Raw genomic sequence first — 20750 nt, forward strand, 5'->3', positions numbered from 1 at the left:
CTTTCGGGATGGGACTAGCGCAGCCATTGCACCAGCGTCAGCGAGATCGAGGGGAAGGCCGCCACCACCGCCAGACCCACAAGCGCAGCCGCCAGAAAGGGCAGGGCGCCACGGGCCACCCGCTCGATGCTGAGGTTGGCGGTGTTGGCGGCGACATAGAGGTTGATGCCCACGGGCGGCGTGATCAGCCCGATGGCCAGGTTGATCATCACCACGACCCCGAACCAGACCGGGTCCCAGCCAAGGCTGCGCATGACCGGCAGCACGATGGGCAGGGTGATGAACATGACGGTGATCGCATCCATGAACATGCCCGCGATCAACAGGATCAGCATGATGACGGCAAGGATCACCCATTGATTGTCGCTGATGCCCAGCAGGCCGCTGGAATAGGTGCCGACCAGATCCTCGACCGTGATGACCCAGCCGAACAGGGCCGCATAGGCCACCACCAGCATGACCGTGGCCGAGGATGCCGCCGCATCGCTCAGCGCCGCATACAGCCCGCGCAGGCTCAGGCTGCGATAGATCAGACCACCCACGGCCATGGCATAGACGGTGGCGACCAGCGCGGCCTCGGTCGGTGTGAAGATGCCCGAATAGATGCCGCCAAGGATCACCACCGGCGTCATCAGCCCCCAGAAGGCGTCGCGGAACCCCAGCCACAGCCGCCGCCCGTAAGCCGCGCCCACATAGGGGGCGGGCGACAAAGCGGCCAGTCCCGGCCCCGTAGCTGGCCCCCGCACATGACCGCGCCGCGCCAGCAGGGGCAGCACCGCCAGCATGGTCAGCCCCATGAACAGCCCCGGCAGGATCGCCGCCAGAAACAGCTGCGAGATCGAGACCTCGGCAATCACCCCGTAAAGGACCAGCCCGATCGAGGGCGGGATGACGATGGACAGCGCCGCCCCCGCGCAGACCAGACCCGCCGCATGGGCGCGGGAATAGCCGTCCTCCTCCATGCCCTTGATGATCATCGGCCCGATGGCCGCGACCGAGGCGGGCCCCGAGCCGCTGACCGCCCCCCAGAACAGGCAGACGACCGTGCCGACCAGCCCCATGCCGCCGGGCAATCCGCCCACCAGCACGCGGAAAAAGCGGATCATCCGCTCGGCGATGCCGGTGCTGCCCATCAGCGCGCCCGCAAGGATAAAGAACGGGATCGCCAGCAGCGAATAGCGCGCCACGCCCGCGCTGATCAGATCGCCCGCAAGATCGAGGCCAAAGCCGATCCGCCACATCGCATAGATCGCCGACAGGCCAAGCGCAAAGGCCACCGGCACCCGCAGCGCCAGCAGCGCGAAGAACAGCAGCACCATCTGCGTGCCCGCATCCAGATCAGGCATCACGGCCTCCGGTCTCTCCTGTCCCGCCATGGCGGAATTCCTCGACCGTGTGCTGCACAAAGCGCGCCGCGATCAGCAGAAAGGCAAAGGGCACCGCCGCCTGATAATACCACGCCGGAATCCCCAGCGCGTAAGAGCGCAGGCCGTTGGCATAAAGGATCGTCAGCGATTGCCAGGCCAGCCAGCTGGACGCCAGCAGCAGCCCGACCGACAGCGCCGCCGACAGCACCACCACCGGCAGGCGCAAGGCGCCGGGCAGCAGATCGACCGCCGCCGTCACCGCCAGATGCTGGCCGCGCCGCGCCGCGATCGCCGCGCCAAAGACGGTCAGCAGCAGAAAGCCGTTGGTCAGCAGCTCTTCGGACGAGGCCAGCGAATAGTTCGTGCCATAGCGCACCACGACATTGGCAAAGCCCAACAGCGTCATCCCCAGAAACAGGACCGCGCAGATCAGTTTTTCCGCCTCGCGGAACAGGAAGGCAAGCATGAGCACCCCGGATGCGCTGGGGGCACGGCCGCGGCCGGGCCATGCCCCTGATGTCAGTTGTCGCCTGTCAGCTGGCGCGCCTCAGTTGGCGGTGGCGATGGCCTGCTGGAACGCCCCGACCAGATCCGGGCCGACACGCTCGGCCCATTGATCGAAGGCGGGCTGGGTCGCCTCGCGGAAGGCGGCGATTTCGTCGGCGCTGGCCTCGTGCACCTCCATCCCGCGTTCGCGTAGGAAGGCGATGCCGGTCTCGGTGCTCTCGCGGGTGATGTCCTTCTGATAGGCCATCGCCTCCAGCGCCACCTCGCGGATCATCGCTTGCTGCGCTTCGTCATAGCTGTCCCATTTCGCCTTTGAGATGCCAAGGAACACCGGGTCATAGGAATAATGCCAGGTGGTCAGATAGCGCTGCACCTCATAGACCTGCTGCGGGATGATGACGGCGCCGATGGGGTTTTCCTGCCCGTCCACCACGCCCTGCTGCAGCGCGGTCAGGGTCTCGGTCCACTGCATCTGCTGGGGATTGGCGCCAAGCGCGTTCATCACGTCGATATACATCGGCCCCGCGACGCGCATGTTCAGGCCGCGCATATCCTCGGGGCTGGTGATCGGGCGGACATTGTTGGTCACCTCGCGAAAGCCGTTCTCGCCCCAGGCCAGCACCATGATGCCCTGACCCTCAAGCAGCTCGGCCAGCCGGTCGGCGGGGCCGCCGGGCGCGGTCGTCGCATCGACCTGTTCATAGCCGGAATAGAGATAGGGCAGCGAGAACACCGCCATTTCGGGCACCAGCGGCGTGACGTTGATGGCCGAGGTCACGACCAGATCCAGCGCGCCGCGCCCGACCATATCGGCCTGCCGCATCTGGTCGCCACCGGCCAGCTGGGCGTTGGGGAAGACGCGCACGTCGATCTCGCCGCCCGAGCGTTCGGCCAGCAGTTCGCCGAATTTCTCGGCGCCCTTGTGCCATGTGGTGCCGTCGCCGGTATTGTGCGACAGGCGCAGCGTTTCCGCCGTCACCGCCCCCGCGCCAAGCGCAACCGCCATTGCCGTGGCCAGCGCGAAGCGGCCCAGTCCTGTGAATGTCATCGTGATCCCTCCCTCGGTGGCGCCTCCCTCTGGCGCCGGTTCACATCATGGCGTGGTCGCAGCGGCTTTGGCAAGAATGAACTTGCCATTTGCAGATGTCTGCTCAATCCTGTGCGGCGCGATGAGGGCGAATACAGGGGTTCACAATATGGACATGTCCGATCAGCCCGGCGGCACCCAAAGCGTCGACCGGGCGCTGGCGCTGCTGGATCTGATCGCACGCGGCCCCGATGAAGGGGTCGGGCTGGCCGCATTGGTGGCCGCTTCGGGGCTGAACAAGGCCACCGTGCGGCGGCTGGTGCTGGCGCTGATCCGGGGCGGGCTGGTGGCGCAGGATGCGGCCTCGCGGCTGTATCATCTGGGCGATCAGGCGCAGGTTCTGGGCGCGCGGGCTGTGCGCCATCCGGGGCTGGCGCGGGTCGCGGGCGAAAGCGTGATGCGGCTGGCGCAGGAGACGGGGGATGCGGCGCTGCTGTCGGTCCGGCGCGGCGCCTCGGCGCTGTGCCTGATGCGCGAAGAGGGGGCCTATCCGCTGCGCACCCATGCGCTGATGCCCGGCCAGATGCACCCGCTTGGGGTCGGCGCGGGTTCGCTTGCGATGCTGGCGGCGCTGCCGGATGATGAGGCGCGGGCGGTCATCGCCGCCAATGCCGATCACCTCGCGCGCCACTATCCCGACTTTACCGCCCACGCGCTGACCGCGCAGATCGCGCAGGTCCGCGCGGCGGGCGTGGCGCTGAATCCGGGCCGGGTGATCGAGGGGTCATGGGGTCTGGGCATCGCGCTGCACCATCCCGGCGGGCGGCTGGCGGGCGCGCTGTCGGTGGCGGCGGTCGAGGCCCGGATGCGCCCCGACCGCCTGCCCGACCTGACCCGCCGCCTGCGCGCCGAGGCCGCGCGCATCGAAACACGGCTTGCGCAGGACGCGCAGAAAGGACCGACATGACCGATCCCGTCATCCTTGGCTGGGGCCACAGCCTCTTTGGCAAATCCCCGCATGAGGACACCGAAAGCCTGATGGCCGAGGTGGTGCCTGCCGCGCTGGACCATGCGGGCATCACGGCGGGCGATGTCGATGGCATCTTTGTGGGCGTGTTCAACAACGGTTTCTCGGCGCAGGATTTTCAGGCCGCATTGGTCGGCATGGGCGATCCGGCGCTGGCCCAGATCCCCGCGACCCGGTTCGAGAATGCCTGCGCCACCGGATCGGCTGCCCTGTTCGGGGCTGCGGATTTCATCGCCTCGGGGCGGGGTCGGATCGCGCTGGTCGTGGGCGCCGAGAAGATGACCGCGACGCCCACGGCTGAGGTGGGCGAGATCCTGCTGGGCGCCAGCTATCGCCGCGAAGAGGCGTCGGTCGAGGCCGGGTTCGCGGGTCTCTTCGGCCAGATCGCGGCAGGCTATTTCCAGCGTTACGGTGATCGCTCGCAGGAACTGGCGATGATCGCGGCCAAGAACCACGAAAACGGCATGCGCAATCCATACGCCCATATGCGCAAGGATCTGGGGGTGGAATTCTGCGCCACCATCAGCGACCGCAATCCGCGCGTGGCGGGACCGCTGCGGCGCAGCGACTGCTCGCTGATCTCGGACGGGGCGGCGGCTTTGGTGCTGGCCCATCCCGATCTGGCGGCGGATGCGCCGCGCGCCATCGGTTTTCGTGCCCGCGCGCAGGCCAATGACGTGATGGCCCTGTCGCGCCGCGATGTGCTGGAATTCCGCGGCGCCCGCCGCGCATGGGCGCAGGCGCTGGCGGCGGCGGGCGTGACGCTGGACGATCTGTCGCTGGTCGAGACGCATGACTGTTTCACCATCGCCGAGATGCTGGAATACGAGGCGATGGGGCTGGCCGAACCGGGGCAGGGGCATCGCGTCATCCGCGAGGGCCTGACCCATCGCGGCGGGCGGCTGCCGGTGAACCTGTCGGGCGGGCTGAAATCCAAGGGCCATCCCATCGGCGCCACCGGCGTCTCGCAGCATGTCATGGCCGCGATGCAACTGGCCGGTGAGGCGGGCGGGATGCAGCTTGCAGGCGCGACCATGGCGGGGGTCTTCAACATGGGGGGCGCTGCGGTCACGAACTATGTCTCGATCCTGGAGCGGCTGAGATGACGCCCGTTTCGACACGCGTGATGAACCTGTGCCATTTTCTGACCCAGACCGCCCGGCGCCTGCCCGACGCGCCCGCGCTGATCCATGGCGCGCGGGTCAGCACATGGGCCACGATGCAGGCGCGGGCGGGGGCGCTGGCCCATGCGCTGATCCATGATTACGGGCTGGGCAAGGGCGACCGGCTGCTGGTGCAATCGGCCAATTGCGGCCAGATGGTCGAGGCGATGTTTGCCTGCTGGCGCGTGGGCGCGGTCTGGGTGCCCGCCAATTCCCGGCTGGCCCCCGATGATCTGGCTTACCTCGCGCAATCCTCTGGCGCGGCGCTGATGCTGTGCGGCGCGGAATATCCGGGTCATGCGGCGGCCTGCGCGGATCATGTGGGCGCGGTCATCTCGATCGGGGTGTCGGATTTCGGCACCGATCAGGAGGCGCTGATCGCCCGCCATATGGGGCAGATGCCGCCCGAGGCGCCGGTTGACCGCGACGATCCCTGCTGGTTCTTCTTCACCTCGGGCACGACCGGGCGGCCCAAGGCTGCGGTGCTGACCCATGGCCAGATGGCCTTCGTGGTGACCAACCACCTGTGCGACCTGATGCCGGGCATGACCGAGGGGGATGCCTCGCTGGTGGTGGCACCGCTGTCGCATGGCGCGGGCATCCATCTGCTGTCGCAGGTGGCGCGCGGCGTGGCCTCGGTCCTGCCTGCGGGCGAGCGGTTCGACCCGGCGGAGATCTGGGCGCTGGTCGAACGCCACCGCATCACCAACGCCTTTACCGTGCCCACAATCCTCAAGCTGCTGGTCGAACACGAGGCGGTGGACCGGGTCGACCATTCCAGCCTGCGCCATGTGATCTATGCCGGTGCGCCGATGTATCGCGCCGACCAGATCCGGGCGCTGGACCGGCTGGGCGCGGTGCTGGTGCAGTATTTCGGGCTGGGCGAGGTCACCGGCAATATCACCGTCCTGCCGCCCGCGCTGCATTCGCCCGATGATGCGGTGATGCGCATCGGCACCTGCGGCTTCGCCCGCACCGGCATGCAGGTCGAGGTGCAGGACGATCAGGGCCGCGCCCTGCCCGCGGGCGAGACGGGCGAGATTGCGGTGATCGGCCCCGCCGTCTTTGCCGGCTATCACGACAACGCCCAGGCCAACGCCAAGAGCTTTCGCGACGGCTGGTTCCTGACCGGCGATCTGGGCCATCTGGACGCGCAGGGGTTTCTGTATCTGACCGGCCGGTCCTCGGACATGTATATCTCGGGCGGCTCCAACATCTCTCCGCGCGAGGTCGAGGAAAAGCTGCTGGCCCATCCGGCGCTGGCCGAGGTGATCGTGCTGGGCGCCCCCGATCCGGTCTGGGGCGAGACGGGGCTGGCGGTCTGCGTGACGCGCGAGGGGCAGGCGCTGGAGGCCGAGGCGCTGCTGGGCTGGCTGGAGGGGCGGCTGGCGCGCTACAAGCAGCCGCGCCATGTTGTGTTCTGGGCGGCGCTGCCGAAATCGGCCTATGGCAAGATCACCCGCAAGATGGTGCGCGAGGAACTGATCGCGCGGGGGCAATGGCCCGGTTGATGCGGGTGCTGACCCATCCCGGCCCGGTCGCAGCGCGGCGTCTGATCGCGGTGCCCTGCCGCGCGCAGACGGTCACATTGCCCCTGCGCGCGGGGCTGGCGCTGGACCGGGCGGTGGCCGGGGCATTCGCCGGGGCGGGGTTTCAGGCAGGTTATCTGCGTCTGGCCGCTCTGCCGTTGTCGGCGCTGGCCTGGGTGATCCCGGCGCGCGCGGCGCCCGGCAACCCCCGCGTCGCCTGGTTCAGCGACACCCGCCGCGCGGCGGGCGGCACGATCATCGCGGGCGGCCTGCATCTGGGCGCGCGCGACGGCCAGCCCTTCGTGCATTGCCACGGGCTCTGGCGCGACCCGGATGGCGCGCGTCATGCGGGCCATCTGCGCGCCGACGAGACGGTTCTGGCACAGGACTGCACCGCCCAGGGCTGGGGCCTCAGCGGCGCCCGTTTCGAGGTGCAGCACGACCCCGAGACCGGCTTTCCCCTGTTCACCCCGCAGCCCTTCGGCGCCATGGGACCGGGCGAACCCGCGACACTGCAGCGCCTTTGCCCCAATCAGGACCTGTCCCGTGCGCTGGACGGCCTGCCCGACGGCACGCGGATCGAGGGCATTGGCAGCCTGATCGGCACCCGCTTCGACGACGCGCCCCCGATCGACGGCCCCGCGACCGAGATCTGGCTGCGCGAGGGGCGCATCGCCCAAGGCACAGCCCGGCTGCGCGCGGTCTCGGTCGGCATGGACGGCACCGCGCAGGAGGGCTGGCTGAGCCGCGACGAAAACGCCGTCTGCGTCACCGCCGAACTGCTGATCCTGCCCGCCTAGCCCTGCCGCGCCTTGGTCTGGATCGCGTTGAATCCCTCGAATTTCGGCGCCCCTGCATGCAGCTTGCGCGCCTCACCCGCCCGCGCATGCGAGGCGCGGAACTGGTCCGAGGTGGTCCAGCCCCGGAACGCCTCTTCCGATGCCCAGACCGTGTGCGAGGCGTACAGCCGGTGGCCGTCCTGTTCCGGGCCTTTCAGCATGTGAAACTCGACAAAGCCCGGCATTTCGTGCAGGCGGCTTTCGCGGTTCAGCCACAGCGCCTCGAATTCCTCGGCGTTTTCCAGCGGCACGGTAAAGCGGTTCATGGCAAGATACATGGGGCACTCCTGTCAGGTGGCAATGTCCGGGGGGATGGCTCGCTGCTCCGGGGTTGAGGAGAGAGGCTGGCTGCGCGCAGACATGACGCGGGGCGGCGCCAAGGTCAAGGCGCGGTCTTGCAGCGGACACAACCCCGCATTAACCTGGCCGCCATGACCGACCGGCCCCGCATCACCATTCAATATTGCACCCGCTGCAACTGGCTGCTGCGCGCGGGCTGGATCGCGCAAGAGATGTTGCAGACCTTCGGGCAGGATCTGGGCGAGGTCGCGCTGATCCCCGGCGATGGCGGCATCTACCGGATCGAGGTCGACGGCACCCTGATCTGGGACCGCAAGACCGATGGCGGCTTTCCCGGCCCGGCCGAGATCAAGCAACGCCTGCGCGACGTGATCGCCCCCGGGCGCGATCTGGGGCATGTCGACCGCTGAGGGGCGGGCTGCACCGGACAGGCTGGACCTGGTCCTGCGCTATAATTCCACATGTCCCTGCGTCCGGAGTGCGATGCTCAGCGACAAGGGAAATCCGGAACATGCCTGTTTCAAACCCGGCTGGCTTGTGCTTCGGACCGGCACCTCACGGATGAACAACAAGACACAGCTGAACGCCCCCGATTTCAGCGGTCTCAGCCGCGCGGGTCCGTCTGCACGATCTTCGATGGGTGGATGGGTGGTAGGCAACCCTTTGCCTTGGCGCAAATATCCCGCGGGGGTCCGGGGGCGCGAAGCCCCCGGCCATCGCCGGTTTCGTCCGAAACCGGCCTTGATGCGCTCGAACTCGGCCAGCTGCCGCAGGCGCTGCTCGGGATCGGTCGGGGTCTGCGCCAGAACCGGCACGTCCAGCTCGCCCAGCCCCTCGATCACCGCCGGATCATCGGCAATCGTCGCCATCGCCTCGTTCGAGGTATGGCCATAGCCGATCGCATCCAGCAGCCCGCGCCCGGCCGAGGGCTCCAGCCAGGCATTGATGAAATCATAGGCCTTGTCTTCGCTGCCCGGCCCGTTGACCAGATTGATGAAGCCGCAGAAAAACGTCGACGAACCCTCTTCGGGCGCGCGCTGAAAGCCGACCGGATAATTGTCCTCTTGCAGATAGACCACGCCGTCATTCCAGGACCAGGCCACATCCACCAGCCCCGAGGCCATCAGCTGCGCCTGTTCGGACGGGTCCGACCAATAGGCCGCGACATTCTGATGCGCCTGCCGCAGCCAGTCGGCGGCGGCCTGAAACTGTTCGTCGGTCACATCGTCCCAGTCGGTGGTGCCGGTCGCCAGATAGCCAAGCGCCCAGACATCATCGGCGCTGTCGGGCAGCGAGGTGCGGCCCTGATAGGCCGGGTTCACGAAGATCTGCAGGGTCGAGACATCCTCGGTGGGCACGGTCTCGGTGTTATAGGCGATGGCGGTGGCGCCCCAGTCGGTGGGAATGAACCAGACACCCTGTTCGTCGCGGAAAATCTCGCTGTCCAGAAACTGCGCGTCGATCTTGTCGAAATTGGGGATGCGCGCGACATCCCAGGGCTCGATCAGGCCGGCATCGCGATACTTGCCGACCATCTGGCTGCAGGGATGCGCGACATCGGCGCGAAAGCCGGATGCGATCTTCTGAAACGCCTCGTCGTCATCGCCGAAAAAGGCAAAGGTCGGCGACTGGCCGTGCTGGTCGACATAGGCCTGAAAAATCTCGGGCACCTCAAAGCCGGCCCAGTCAAAGACGGTCAGTTCAGGATCGGCGGCCAGCGCGGGCAGGGCGGATGCGGCCAGAATCGTGGATGTCAGCAGGCGCATGAAATCAGAACCTTCCTGTTGCGGTATTTCCCCCGACGCTAGTTGCGCGGCCCATGCAACGCAAGCCTCGGTCCCCCGGTTTTGTCGGCACTTGCCTAGCCGCGCAGCATCTCGGGACCGCCGGTGATCTGCGGGTCGGGCAGGCCGATCACGGCATCATCACGCCCGGCAAAATCGACCGCGCGCAGGATCGTCTGGATCACGGCGATCCGGGCGCGGCGCTTGTCATCGGCGCGGATCACGGTCCAGGGCGCGATGGGCGAATGCGACTGGCTCAGCGTTTCGCGGATGGCGTCGCTGTAGGCGTCCCATTTCGCCAGACCCTCGACGTCGATGGAGCTCAGCTTCCACTGCTTCAGCGGATCGGCCTCGCGGTCCAGAAAGCGGCGCAGCTGCTCGGCCCGGCCCACATTCAGCCACAGCTTGACCAGAATGACCCCGTCATCGACCAGCATCTGCTCGAACGCCGGCAGCTGGCGGAAAAACGCGTGGCGCTGCGCGTCGGTGCAAAAGCCGAAGACACGTTCCACCACCCCGCGATTGTACCAGCTGCGGTCGAACAGCGCGATCTCGCCCCCGGCGGGCAGCCAGTCGACATAGCGCTGGAAATACCACTGCCCCGCCTCGCGATCCGTGGGTTTGGGCAGGGCCACGACATAGGCCGAACGCGGGTTGAGATTGGCGCTGACCCGGCTGATGGCGCCGCCCTTGCCCGCCGCATCGCGCCCCTCGAAGACCACGACCACACGCTTTTTGTCGGCGATCACGCCGTGGATCATCCGCACCAGCTGCAACTGCAGCCGCGCCAGCGTCGCCTCGTATTCGGCCTTGTCCATCACCTGGTCATAGGGGAAGGCCTCGTCCAGTATCTCGCGCTTGCGGCCCTGTTCGATGGCCTTGCGCAGATCCTTGGGGGCGCCGTTGTCCAGATAGTCGGTGATCCTGCCGACCAGCGGCAGTTCGGGAATGGCGGCAGGGCGGGTCATGGCTGCGGATCTCCGATGCGGGACATGTCATACCAGGTGGTCTGATACAGTTCATTGATCCAGTTACCGTAAAGCAGATGCGCATGGCTGCGCCAGCGGTTCGCGGGCATCTGCGCGGGATCGTCGTGGGGATAGTAATTGGCCGGGATCGCGATCGGGCGGCCCGCCGCGACATCGCGGTCATATTCCTCTTTCAGCGTCGTGCTGTCATATTCCAGATGGTTGAAGATATAGAGCGCGCGATGCCCCGGATCGGCCAGCAGGCAGGGCCCGACCTCGGGGCTGGCCAGCAGCGTGTGCAGGCCGGGGCGGGCATCGACCTCGGGCTGGCGCACCTCGGTCCAGCGGCTGACCGGGACCAGCACATCATCAGAGAAGCCGCGCAGATAGGGCGAGGCGGGTTCCAGGTTCCGGTGCCGGAAGCAGCCAAAGGCCTTGGCGGGCAGGGGGTGCTTGGGCAGGCCGTGGAAATGCCAGGCCATCGCCATCCCGCCCCAGCAGACGCCAAAGGTCGAATGCACATGGGTCTGCGTCCATGCGAACACGCGGGTCAGTTCCTCCCAATAGGTGACCTGATCAAAGGGCAGCTGTTCGACCGGGGCGCCGGTGATGACGAGGCCGTCGAATTTCTCGCCCGTGGCCTCGACCTCGCGGAAGGGGCGATAGAAGCTGGCCAGATGATCGGCGGCGGTGTTGCGGCTTTCGTGATCCGACATGCGGATCAGCTGAAAGTCGATCTGCAGCGGCGTCGCGCCGATCAGCCGGGCAAACTGGTTCTCGGTCTGGATCTTCTTGGGCATCAGGTTCAGCAGCCCGATGCGCAGGGGGCGGATGTCCTGCGTGGCCGCGCGGCCCGGCGACATGACCATCACGCCCTCATCGGACAGGATGCGATAGGCGGGCAGGTTCTCGTTGAGGGTAATCGGCATGGGTCAGGTATCCTTGCGCGCAATGGCGCGGGCAATCAGATCGTCGAAATCGGCGGGCGCGCGGACCTGCGCCACCTCTTCGGCCAGCACGGTCACGCCGCGCCGGGCCATCGCCTGATAGCGCGGCTGGCGGTGGGCCAGCGCGCGGGCATAGGTCCAGCGGATGAAATCGTCGGGATTGACCTGATCCGCCTCCAGCCCCTTTTCGACGCGATAGGCGATCCAGGCGCGTTCCAGAAACTGCGGCTGGTAATACATCGGCTTGGGCGCGCGATCAAAGCGGCGCACCAGCTCGGCGGTATGGGCGTCGCTGCCCCTGATCCAGACCATCAGCAGATCGCGAGACAGCGCCGACAGCACCGGGTCGGCGGGATCGTCCGGGTCCACCACCTCGCAGATCGAGCCGCCGCTGTCGCAGACGAAATGCGGGATCGCATAGATGTCCTGCGCGCGGTCCATGAAATGGCGTGTGTCCAGCAGCGAGGCGATCTCGGCCCGGCGGTGCTGGTTCTGGCGCAGGCCGTATTCGTCGAAATCCAGCCCCCCGCGCGAGGGGCTGCCGGGCTTGCCCAGATAGGTCGACAGCGGCGCCAGATTGTCGAAGGTGATGTTGGAGGCGATATAGACGCTGTCAGACATCAGCAGATCGCGCAGGAACGGCACCTTCATCGCCTCGCGCTTGAAGTTGTCGGCGATGTATTCGCCCATATAGCGGGTGCCGATGCGGTAATCGACGCTGTAGTGAAACCAGTCGCCTGTGCCGCGCAGCATCGAGGCCAGATAGGTCTTGCCCAGACCCGACATGCCGAACAGCACGATCCGCTTCGATGCGGCGGCCCGCCAGTCCTCTGCGCTGCGATAGATCATCGGTGTCCCCCTGCTGTCGCGTCCCTAGCTAACCCTGCCGCCGCCCCTTGAAAAGAGCCACCCCGCAACGCCAGACGGCCCCGCATCGCTGCGGGGCCGTCCAACCTGCGCGGTCCTGCCAGACCGGCTTCAGAAGCTGTAGCCGACGCGGATGCCGATGCCCCAGATGTCGCTGTCTTCCATCTGCGCGCGCGCCACGCCGCCGGTCTGCGGACGGGCATCGCCCAGCCGGGAATAGTTGATGCCGGTCGTGATCTTGATGTTGTCCATCGTATAGACAGCCGCCACGGTGATGCCCTTGCGGCCATTCGTCGGCGCCAGCGGCGAGACCAGATCGTCGTTTTCCGGCTCATAGACCAGCGAGACCGAGCCTGACCACGCATCGCTAAAGCGCCGCCCCACCCCGATCGTATAGGTGGTGGTGTCTTCAAGCGCCACGAGGCCCGCGCCCGTCGCTGCCGTGAAGGCCAGCGGATCGACCTTGAACTCGGACCATTTCACCCAGCGGATCGAGCCGAAGACCAGCGTGTCGGCGGCAACGCCCGTCTGCCCCTCCAGCGTCAGCGACCGCGGCGTGTCGACCGAGGTGGTGGTGACGGCGCCGGGGTTGATGTTCTCGCGCGTGTCGAAATCATGCGTGATCTTGGAGTTGTAGGTCAGCGAGATGCGGCCCGCGATCTCGGGGATCTCATAGGCGGCGCCGATCACATAGCCGGTGCCCCATGCCGGATCCACGCGCACATTATAGCCCGCGATGCCGCCATATCCCAGCCCGTTCAGCCCCACCTCGGCCTCGGCGCGCGAGGCCCGGATGCCGCCATGGAACGAGACGTTGTTGTCCAGCCGGTAGCGGGCCAGCGCGGTCACGGTGGTCGAATCCACCCGCGCCAGCGTACCGCCCAGCAGGACCGAGCCGTCTGCCGAAGGGTCGGGCATCATGCCGGGCTGTGTCGGATACAGCACATCAGCGCCAAAGGGCTGCTCGACGATCACACCGACCGAGAGGTTTTCGTCGATCTGATGCTTGTAGGCCAGCCCGACAAAGCCATAGCCCTGCGCGACATCGCCGGTGCGGAACCCGGCACTGTCGCGGCCGCTGACGGTCGGGTCTGCGCCGCCAAAGCTCAGCTCGACATAATTGCCCGGCTCGAACAGCGCGGCCAGCGATTGCGGCGCCCGCTCGATGCCGCCCGACAGGGCCGGTGTCGCCCCCAGCATCAGTGCGGCCACGCCGCCAAATGTCTTTTTCATTGTTTCCTCCCTTGGCTGGCCCCTCGGCCATCGTGGCAGAGTAACGCACGCCGGGATCCATTCAATTACCCGCAGGGGTTGACGTGACGTTCACGTAACACCCCGACGCTTGCCGTGGCATCTGCGCAACGCTTTCGACGTCGTCACGGGCGGGCTGGACAAAAGCGCGCGCCCGTGAAAGGGGAAACTGCCAAACGAGATTGCCGCAAGGATGACCGCCATGCAGATTCGTGAGGCTCTGACCTTCGACGATGTGCTTCTGGTTCCCGCCGCCTCGACGGTGCTGCCGTCAACGGCGGATGTGACCACCCATGTCACCCGCTCCATCCGGATGAACATCCCGCTTCTGTCCTCGGCGATGGATACGGTGACGGAAAGCCGGATGGCCATTGCGCTGGCGCAGGCGGGCGGCATGGGCGTGATCCACCGCAACCTGAGCATCGAGCAGCAGGCCACCGAGGTCAGCCGCGTCAAGCGCTTTGAAAGCGGTATCGTCTATAACCCGATCACGCTGACCCCCGATCAGACGCTGGCCGATGCCAAGGCGTTTCAGGACCGCTACAACGTCACCGGCTTTCCGGTGGTGGACGCGTCGGGCCGGGTGCTGGGCATCGTGACCAACCGCGACATGCGCTTTGCCGATGACGACCGCACCCCGGTCCACGCGATGATGTCGTCCGAAAATCTGGCGATCCTGCGCGAGCCTGCTGACCGTTCCGAGGCGATCAGCCTGATGAAGGCGCGCCGGATCGAAAAGCTGCTGGTGACGGACGATCAGGGCAAGCTGACCGGGTTGCTGACGCTGAAAGACACCGAAAAGGCCGTGCTGAACCCGCAGGCCTGCAAGGATGATCTGGGCCGCCTTCGCGTGGCCGCCGCCTCGACCGTGGGCGATGAGGGCTTTGCCCGCAGCTGCGCGCTGATCGAGGCCGGCGTGGACATGGTCGTCATCGACACCGCGCATGGCCATTCCGCAGGCGTCGCGCGGGCGGTCGAGCGGGTCAAGGCTTTCGCCAGCCATGTTCAGGTCGTCGCAGGCAACGTCGCCACCGCCGAGGCCACCCGCGCGCTGATCGGTGCGGGCGCCGATGCGGTCAAGGTCGGCATCGGTCCGGGCAGCATCTGCACCACCCGCATCGTGGCCGGTGTCGGCGTGCCGCAGCTGACCGCGATCATGGATGCGGCGGGGGCTGCGGGCGATATTCCGATCATCGCCGATGGCGGCATCAAGTATTCGGGCGATTTCGCCAAGGCGATCGCGGCGGGCGCCAGCTGCGCCATGGTCGGCAGCGCGATCGCGGGCACCGATGAAAGCCCCGGCGAGGTGATCCTCTATCAGGGCCGCAGCTTCAAATCCTATCGCGGCATGGGCAGCCTTGGGGCGATGGCGCGCGGCTCGGCGGACCGGTATTTCCAGAAGGATGCGGCCAGCGACAAGCTGGTTCCCGAGGGGATCGAGGGGCAGGTGCCCTATAAAGGTTCGGCGGGCGCGGTGATCCATCAGCTGGTGGGCGGCCTGCGCGCGGCGATGGGCTATACCGGCTGCGCCACCGTGGCCGAGATGCGGACCAATTGCCAGTTCGTGCGCATCACCGGCGCCGGGCTCAAGGAAAGCCACGTCCATGACGTGCAGATCACCCGTGAAAGCCCGAACTATCGTCTCAGTTGAGCCCGTGCCGACCGCTTAGCGAAAGCGGTCGGCCAGCGACCGCAGGCGGTCGGAAAGCCCGGTTGACTGCGGCGGCTCGGCAGGTTTTTCGGCCTTTGGCTTTGCCGCCGGTTTCTCCGCAGACGGGGTGCTGCCTGAATTGCGGGCAGGCACCATCCGCGCTGCGACCGCGTTCTGAAACCGCCCGCCATCGCCCGAGGCCAGCGCCGCCGCCCCGTCCGAGATGCCGCGCAGCAGATCGTCCAGCCAGTCCTGATCGGCCTTGGCGAAATCCGACAGCACCCAGCCCGCGACCCGGTCCTTGTGGCCGGGATGGCCGATTCCCAGCCGCACCCGGCCATAATTCTCGCCGATATGCTGGTGGATCGAGCGCAGCCCGTTATGGCCCGCATGCCCGCCGCCCTGCTTGAGGCGGCATTTCCCGGGCGCCAGATCCAGCTCGTCATGCAGCACGATCACGTCATCGGGGGTCAGCTTCAGATAGCGCATCGCCTCGCCCACGGATTGCCCCGACAGGTTCATGAAGGTCTGCGGCTTGAGCAGCGCCACCCGCGCATCCCCGATCCGGCCCTCGGCCATCAGCCCCTGAAACCGTGCCTTCCACGGCCCCGGACTGTGATCCCCGGCGATCCGGTCCAGCGCCATGAAGCCGATATTGTGACGATTCGACGCATATTTCGCGCCCGGATTGCCAAGCCCCACAATCAGTTTCATGTGCTGCTCCTGCCATGGTTCAGGCCCCGCGCGGGGGCATTTCTGCTCTGCGTCCCTTGCGGCGGACCTTGCCGGTTACTAAGACTCTGTCAACCTTTCGCGGCTAAGACAGGGGTCAAGACCCGGACGAATCGCGGGGACAGGGACGAACAGGCAAGGACAGAAGATGAGCGATCCGGCAGAATTCTACATGAACACCCTTGTTCCCATGGTGGTCGAACAGACCTCTCGCGGGGAACGGGCCTATGACATCTTCTCGCGTTTGCTGAAAGAACGGATCATTTTCGTCTCGGGCCCGGTCCATGACGGGATGTCGACGCTGATCTGCGCGCAACTGCTGTTTCTTGAGGCGGAAAACCCCTCGAAAGACATCAGCATGTATATCAACAGCCCCGGCGGCGTGGTGACCTCGGGCCTGTCGATCTATGACACGATGCAGTATATCCGGCCGCGCGTCTCGACGCTGGTGGTGGGGCAGGCGGCCTCGATGGGCTCGCTGTTGCTGGCGGCGGGCCAGCCGGGGCTGCGCTATTCGCTGCCCAACAGCCGGGTGATGGTGCACCAGCCCTCGGGCGGGTTCCAGGGTCAGGCGACCGACATCCTGATCCACGCGCGCGAAACCGAAAAGCTCAAGCGCCGCCTGAACGAGATTTACGTCACCCATACCGGCAGAACGCTGGCCGAGGTCGAAGAGGCGCTGGAACGTGACCGCTTCATGTCGCCGCAAGAGGCACAGGACTGGGGCCTGATCGACGAGGTTGTCGCACCGCGCGGCAAGGTCGACCCGGAAAAGAAATAGCCCCGTTGGGGATTGTGACGGGCCTTGCTGGTCCTTAACATAGAAAGATGATCCCGGCGCGGCCTCTGGCGGTGCCGGGTAACCAGAACATGCGGGCTGCGGCAGGTGCCGGGTCCGCCCGTCAGCCGGAGCGCCGGCGGCGGAATTGAAGGAAGTGGACGATGGCGAACCAGTCCGGCGGTGACAGCAAGAACACGCTCTATTGCAGCTTTTGCGGCAAGAGCCAGCATGAGGTGCGCAAGCTGATTGCGGGTCCGACCGTGTTCATCTGCGACGAATGCGTCGAGCTGTGCATGGACATCATCCGCGAAGAGACGAAATCGACCGGGCTGAAATCCGGCGACGGCGTGCCGACCCCGCGCGAGATCTGTGCCGTTCTTGACGATTATGTGATCGGTCAGGAACATGCCAAGCGGGTTCTGTCGGTGGCGGTCCACAACCACTACAAGCGCCTCAACCACGGCGGCAAGGGCGAGATCGAGCTGGCCAAGTCCAACATCCTGCTGATCGGCCCGACCGGCTGCGGCAAGACGCTGCTGGCGCAGACGCTGGCCCGCATCCTCGATGTGCCCTTCACCATGGCCGATGCGACCACGCTGACCGAGGCGGGCTATGTCGGCGAGGATGTCGAGAACATCATCCTCAAGCTGTTGCAGGCCAGCGAATACAACGTCGAACGGGCGCAGCGCGGCATCGTCTATATCGACGAGGTCGACAAGATCACGCGCAAGTCCGACAATCCCTCGATCACCCGCGACGTGTCGGGCGAGGGCGTGCAGCAGGCGCTGCTGAAGATCATGGAGGGCACGGTCGCCAGCGTCCCCCCGCAGGGCGGGCGCAAGCATCCGCAGCAGGAATTCCTGCAGGTCGACACGACCAATATCCTGTTCATCTGCGGCGGCGCCTTTGCCGGCCTCGACCGGATCATCGCGCAGCGCAACAAGGGCACGGCGATGGGCTTTGGTGCGGCGGTCAAGGAAAAGGACGACCGCGGCGTCGGCGAGATGTTCAAGGAACTTGAGCCGGAAGACCTGCTGAAATTCGGCCTGATCCCGGAATTCGTCGGCCGTCTGCCGGTTCTGGCCACCCTGACCGACCTTGATGAGGATGCGCTGATCATCATCCTGACCAAGCCCAAGAACGCGCTGGTCAAGCAGTACCAGCGTCTGTTCGATCTGGAAGGCGTGCAGCTGACCTTTACCGAGGATGCGCTGACCGCCATCGCCAAGCGCGCCATCAAGCGCAAGACCGGCGCGCGGGGCCTGCGCTCGATCATGGAAGAGATACTGCTGGACACGATGTTCGAACTGCCCGGTCTGGACAGCGTCGTCGAGGTGGTCGTGAACGAGGATGCGGTCGAGAATATGGCCGTGAAACCGCTGCTGATCCACACCGACACCAAAAAGGAAAGCGCCTCGGCGGGCTGACGCCCGGCAGGGCCCTGACGGCGCGGTGACAGTCAAACGGCCTGCCCCGTCCGGGGCGGGCCGTTTCGCATCCGGGCGCAGACCACCGGATGCGGCCTTTTCACCGATCGCCAGCCAGAGAAACCGCAGCGCCATTGAGGGCATCCATGCGTGCGGTCCGGGTCCCCGGCGGGTCCGGCGCGCCAGCGCCACAGGCATCCCGGCCACAGCGGAACTCCCCGCGACCGTCAGCGGCGCGACGCCTCTGGCGCGGTTTCTCGGGCGAAGATCACGGGGTGCGAAGATCACGGGGTGCAAAAATCATGGGGCGCCGGGGTCCTGCGCCTCGGATCGGCTCTATGCGGGTTCGCATCCCCGCGCGCGGAGATTCTGCCTGCCCCGGCCCCCGCATGCCCCCCCTTGCTTTCCCCCGTGTCATCCGCTCGTCACCCGCCCGGACGTGGACGCCGTTCACCCGCGATCCAGGGGGCAGCCTTTGCGATGACCCGTTTCTGCATCCGCAGCGCCAGCATCGACAGCGGGCGGCGGCGCAGGTTCAGCATGTAATAGGGCGCGACGCGGATGTCCTGCATGCTGGACAGAACGGCGAAATCGGCGCTGACGGGCGGGTTCATCAGCAGCTGCGCGACCTCTTCCGACACCGGGGCGATGGCGTCGCTCTGCGCCAGATAGGCGATGGTGAACAGGATCGAGGGGCTGTTGACGATATTGCCCGGCTCGGACAGTCCGGCAGCGGCGAAGGCCTCCAGCGTGGCCTCGCGGATCGGGGCGCCGCGGCTCTGCATGATCCATTCGCTGTCGACCAGCTCGCCCAACGCGACCGCGGGTTTGTGCGCCAGAGGATGCCGGGCGCGCACGCAAAAGGTGACCTTTTCGTCGCGCATCGGCAGGATCTCGAAATCGCGGCTGTCGAATTCGGGCAGGATCCGGCCCAGCACGAAATCCATATCCCCCGTCACCAGATGGCCCAGCAACTCGCGCGAGGGCATGACATCGACGGTGATGTCGGCGTCGGGCGTCTCGTGCTTGATCTCGCGGATGGCCGAGGCGAGATAGCCGACCGCAGGCCCGGTGACCGCCCCCACCCGCACCGACCCGGCCAGCCCCCCGCGCAGCGCGCTGACATCCTCGGCCATGCTGCTGGTTTCGCGCAGAATGACACGGGCGCGGCGCAGGATGGTCTGGCCCAGCTCGGTCGGCACCATCCCTTTGGGCTGGCGCAGAAACAGCGGTGCGCCGATCTGACGCTCGGTCTCGGCCAGCATGCGCGAGGCGGCGGGCTGCGCGATGCCGCAAACCGCCGCTGCCTGTTGCAACTGGCCGCTGTCGGCGATTTCGACGATCAGACGCAGTTGCGCGGGCTTGAGCAAAAAGCGGGCCGGGGGGTTCAGCATATCAATTCCGTTATGCAGATTACTGATAATATCATTTTATCATTATGTCCCAACATTGCTATCCTTCTGTTGCGCCCCCTTGCCGGGGCATCAACTGGGGTGGCGGGCAAACCCGTCACGGGGGGAGGATACATGAAAACCAAAACCGCCGCGGTCGCGCTGGCGATCGGAGTGTCGTGGCTGGCCATCAGTGCGTCGGCTGAAACCGTCGGGATCTCGATGCCGACGCAGTCGTCGGCCCGCTGGATTGATGACGGCAACAATATGGTCCGGCTGTTCGAAGAGGCCGGCTATGACACCGACCTGCAATATGCCGAGGATGACATCCCGAACCAGCTGGCCCAGGTCGAGAACATGATCACCAAGGGCGTCGATGTGCTGGTGATCGCCGCCATCGACGGCACCACCCTGTCGAACGCGCTGGCCAATGCCGCCGCATCCGACATCAAGGTGATCGCCTATGACCGGCTGATCCGCGACACGCCCGATGTCAGCTATTACGCGACCTTTGACAACTTCAAGGTGGGGGTCGAGCAGGCCAGTTCGCTGGTCCGGGGCCTGGAAGAGCGGTTCGCCGACACCCAGCCCTGGAATGTCGAGCTGTTCGGCGGCAGCCCCGACGACAACAACGCCTATTTCTTCTATGACGGCGCCATGTCGATCCTGCAGCCGCTGATCGACGAGGGCCGCATCGTGATCCTGTCCGGGCAGGAAGGCATGGCCACGGTCGGCACGCTGCGCTGGGACGGATCGGCCGCGCAGGCGCGGATGGATAACCTGCTCTCGGCCAATTACACCGATGCGCAGGTCCATGGCGTGCTGTCGCCCTATGACGGCATCTCGATCGGGATTCTGTCGTCGCTGAAAGGCGTCGGCTATGGCTCGGGCGATCAGCCCATGCCCATCGTGACCGGTCAGGACGCCGAGGTGCAGTCGGTCAAGTCGATCCAGGCGGGCGAGCAGTATTCGACCGTGTTCAAGGACACGCGCGAGCTGGCCCGCGTCACTGTCGGCATGGTCGATGCCATGATCAAGGGGACCGAGCCCGAGGTGAACGACACCGAGACCTATGACAATGGCGTCAAGGTCGTGCCCTCCTACCTGCTGGAGCCGGTGCCGGTCGACGGTTCGAACTGGCAAGAGGTGCTGATCGACAGCGGCTATTACACCCTCGAACAGCTGCAATAAG

At 66.3% G+C, this 20750-nt stretch carries 19 protein-coding genes and 1 pseudogene; 9 read left to right on the plus strand and 11 right to left on the minus strand.

What is annotated here, in order from left to right:
* Positions 1 to 14 precede the first annotated feature (14 nt).
* From ACK41U_RS05455 to ACK41U_RS05465, 3 genes are all read right to left on the minus strand, one after another.
* Positions 15 to 1346, minus strand: a complete 1332-nt coding sequence (locus ACK41U_RS05455; protein WP_409677046.1) for a TRAP transporter large permease — start codon at positions 1344 to 1346, stop codon at positions 15 to 17.
* Positions 1339 to 1833 (minus strand): TRAP transporter small permease, encoded by a 495-nt coding sequence (locus ACK41U_RS05460; RefSeq protein WP_409677048.1) that lies wholly within the window; start codon positions 1831 to 1833, stop codon positions 1339 to 1341. The genes ACK41U_RS05455 and ACK41U_RS05460 overlap by 8 nt, the downstream gene beginning before the upstream one ends.
* 81 nt (positions 1834 to 1914) lie before the next feature.
* Positions 1915 to 2922 carry a DctP family TRAP transporter solute-binding subunit gene (locus tag ACK41U_RS05465; protein ID WP_409677050.1) on the minus strand — a complete coding sequence of 336 codons (1008 nt, stop codon included), beginning with the start codon at positions 2920 to 2922 and terminating at the stop codon, positions 1915 to 1917.
* Between the two features lie 148 nt (positions 2923 to 3070).
* Between ACK41U_RS05465 and ACK41U_RS05470 the strand changes: the two genes are divergently transcribed.
* Genes ACK41U_RS05470 through ACK41U_RS05485 form a run of 4 tightly spaced genes read left to right on the plus strand, consistent with a single transcriptional unit; the run spans position 3071 to position 7420 of the window.
* The gene (locus tag ACK41U_RS05470) at positions 3071 to 3868 is read left to right on the plus strand and encodes an IclR family transcriptional regulator (RefSeq protein ID WP_409677052.1); all 798 of its coding nucleotides are present in this window, start codon (positions 3071 to 3073) and stop codon (positions 3866 to 3868) included.
* Complete coding sequence (locus tag ACK41U_RS05475) at positions 3865 to 5034, plus strand: acetyl-CoA acetyltransferase (RefSeq protein ID WP_409677054.1); 1170 nt, start codon at positions 3865 to 3867, stop codon at positions 5032 to 5034. Before ACK41U_RS05470 ends, ACK41U_RS05475 begins: the two co-directional genes overlap by 4 nt.
* Positions 5031 to 6602 (plus strand): acyl-CoA synthetase, encoded by a 1572-nt coding sequence (locus ACK41U_RS05480; RefSeq protein WP_409677056.1) that lies wholly within the window; start codon positions 5031 to 5033, stop codon positions 6600 to 6602. Before ACK41U_RS05475 ends, ACK41U_RS05480 begins: the two co-directional genes overlap by 4 nt.
* Positions 6602 to 7420: a hypothetical protein gene (locus ACK41U_RS05485; protein ID WP_409677058.1), complete on the plus strand. Its 819-nt coding sequence runs from the start codon at positions 6602 to 6604 to the stop codon at positions 7418 to 7420. Before ACK41U_RS05480 ends, ACK41U_RS05485 begins: the two co-directional genes overlap by 1 nt.
* On the opposite strand, the gene ACK41U_RS05490 is transcribed toward ACK41U_RS05485, so the two are convergent.
* Positions 7417 to 7737 (minus strand): antibiotic biosynthesis monooxygenase family protein, encoded by a 321-nt coding sequence (locus ACK41U_RS05490; RefSeq protein ID WP_409677060.1) that lies wholly within the window; start codon positions 7735 to 7737, stop codon positions 7417 to 7419. The genes ACK41U_RS05485 and ACK41U_RS05490 overlap by 4 nt on opposite strands.
* 153 nt (positions 7738 to 7890) lie before the next feature.
* On the opposite strand from ACK41U_RS05490, the gene ACK41U_RS05495 reads away from it, so the two are divergent.
* Positions 7891 to 8169 carry a SelT/SelW/SelH family protein gene (locus tag ACK41U_RS05495; RefSeq protein WP_409677062.1) on the plus strand — a complete coding sequence of 93 codons (279 nt, stop codon included), beginning with the start codon at positions 7891 to 7893 and terminating at the stop codon, positions 8167 to 8169.
* Positions 8170 to 8490: 321 nt separating this feature from the next.
* Here ACK41U_RS05495 and ACK41U_RS05500 read toward each other — a convergent pair.
* The 5 genes and pseudogenes from ACK41U_RS05500 to ACK41U_RS05520 all read right to left on the minus strand — a co-directional run.
* Positions 8491 to 9525: pseudogene (locus tag ACK41U_RS05500) on the minus strand (ABC transporter substrate-binding protein); the annotation flags it as partial.
* Positions 9526 to 9620: 95 nt separating this feature from the next.
* Positions 9621 to 10511: a polyphosphate kinase 2 gene (gene ppk2 / locus ACK41U_RS05505; RefSeq protein ID WP_409677064.1), complete on the minus strand. Its 891-nt coding sequence runs from the start codon at positions 10509 to 10511 to the stop codon at positions 9621 to 9623.
* On the minus strand, positions 10508 to 11440 hold the full coding sequence (gene metA, locus ACK41U_RS05510) for a homoserine O-succinyltransferase (RefSeq protein WP_409677066.1): 933 nt from the start codon (positions 11438 to 11440) through the stop codon (positions 10508 to 10510). The genes ppk2 and metA overlap by 4 nt, the downstream gene beginning before the upstream one ends.
* Positions 11441 to 11443: 3 nt before the next feature.
* Positions 11444 to 12307: an ATPase gene (locus ACK41U_RS05515; protein WP_409677068.1), complete on the minus strand. Its 864-nt coding sequence runs from the start codon at positions 12305 to 12307 to the stop codon at positions 11444 to 11446.
* A gap of 129 nt (positions 12308 to 12436) precedes the next feature.
* A complete protein-coding gene (locus tag ACK41U_RS05520) occupies positions 12437 to 13558 on the minus strand; it encodes an OmpP1/FadL family transporter (RefSeq protein WP_409677070.1) in 1122 nt (373 codons plus the stop codon).
* 220 nt (positions 13559 to 13778) lie between these two features.
* Between ACK41U_RS05520 and guaB the strand changes: the two genes are divergently transcribed.
* Positions 13779 to 15227, plus strand: a complete 1449-nt coding sequence (gene guaB, locus ACK41U_RS05525; RefSeq protein WP_409677072.1) for an IMP dehydrogenase — start codon at positions 13779 to 13781, stop codon at positions 15225 to 15227.
* A gap of 15 nt (positions 15228 to 15242) precedes the next feature.
* Here guaB and pth read toward each other — a convergent pair whose 3' ends face one another.
* Entirely contained in the window at positions 15243 to 15941 is a 699-nt protein-coding gene (pth, locus tag ACK41U_RS05530) for an aminoacyl-tRNA hydrolase (RefSeq protein ID WP_409677074.1), read from the minus strand.
* Positions 15942 to 16107: 166 nt separating this feature from the next.
* On the opposite strand from pth, the gene ACK41U_RS05535 reads away from it, so the two are divergent.
* Entirely contained in the window at positions 16108 to 16740 is a 633-nt protein-coding gene (locus ACK41U_RS05535; protein WP_409677076.1) for an ATP-dependent Clp protease proteolytic subunit, read from the plus strand.
* A gap of 161 nt (positions 16741 to 16901) precedes the next feature.
* Positions 16902 to 18167: an ATP-dependent Clp protease ATP-binding subunit ClpX gene (gene clpX / locus ACK41U_RS05540; RefSeq protein ID WP_409677078.1), complete on the plus strand. Its 1266-nt coding sequence runs from the start codon at positions 16902 to 16904 to the stop codon at positions 18165 to 18167.
* Positions 18168 to 18592: 425 nt separating this feature from the next.
* Here the strand turns inward: clpX and ACK41U_RS05545 are convergent, their stop codons facing one another.
* Entirely contained in the window at positions 18593 to 19561 is a 969-nt protein-coding gene (locus ACK41U_RS05545) for a LysR family transcriptional regulator (protein WP_409677080.1), read from the minus strand.
* Between the two features lie 132 nt (positions 19562 to 19693).
* Between ACK41U_RS05545 and chvE the strand changes: the two genes are divergently transcribed.
* Positions 19694 to 20749, plus strand: coding sequence for a multiple monosaccharide ABC transporter substrate-binding protein (gene chvE / locus ACK41U_RS05550; RefSeq protein ID WP_409677082.1), 1056 nt, complete (start codon positions 19694 to 19696; stop codon positions 20747 to 20749).
* Position 20750: the final 1 nt, after the last annotated feature.

The organism is Paracoccus sp. (in: a-proteobacteria), assembly GCF_046289755.1.
GTDB lineage: Bacteria > Pseudomonadota > Alphaproteobacteria > Rhodobacterales > Rhodobacteraceae > Paracoccus.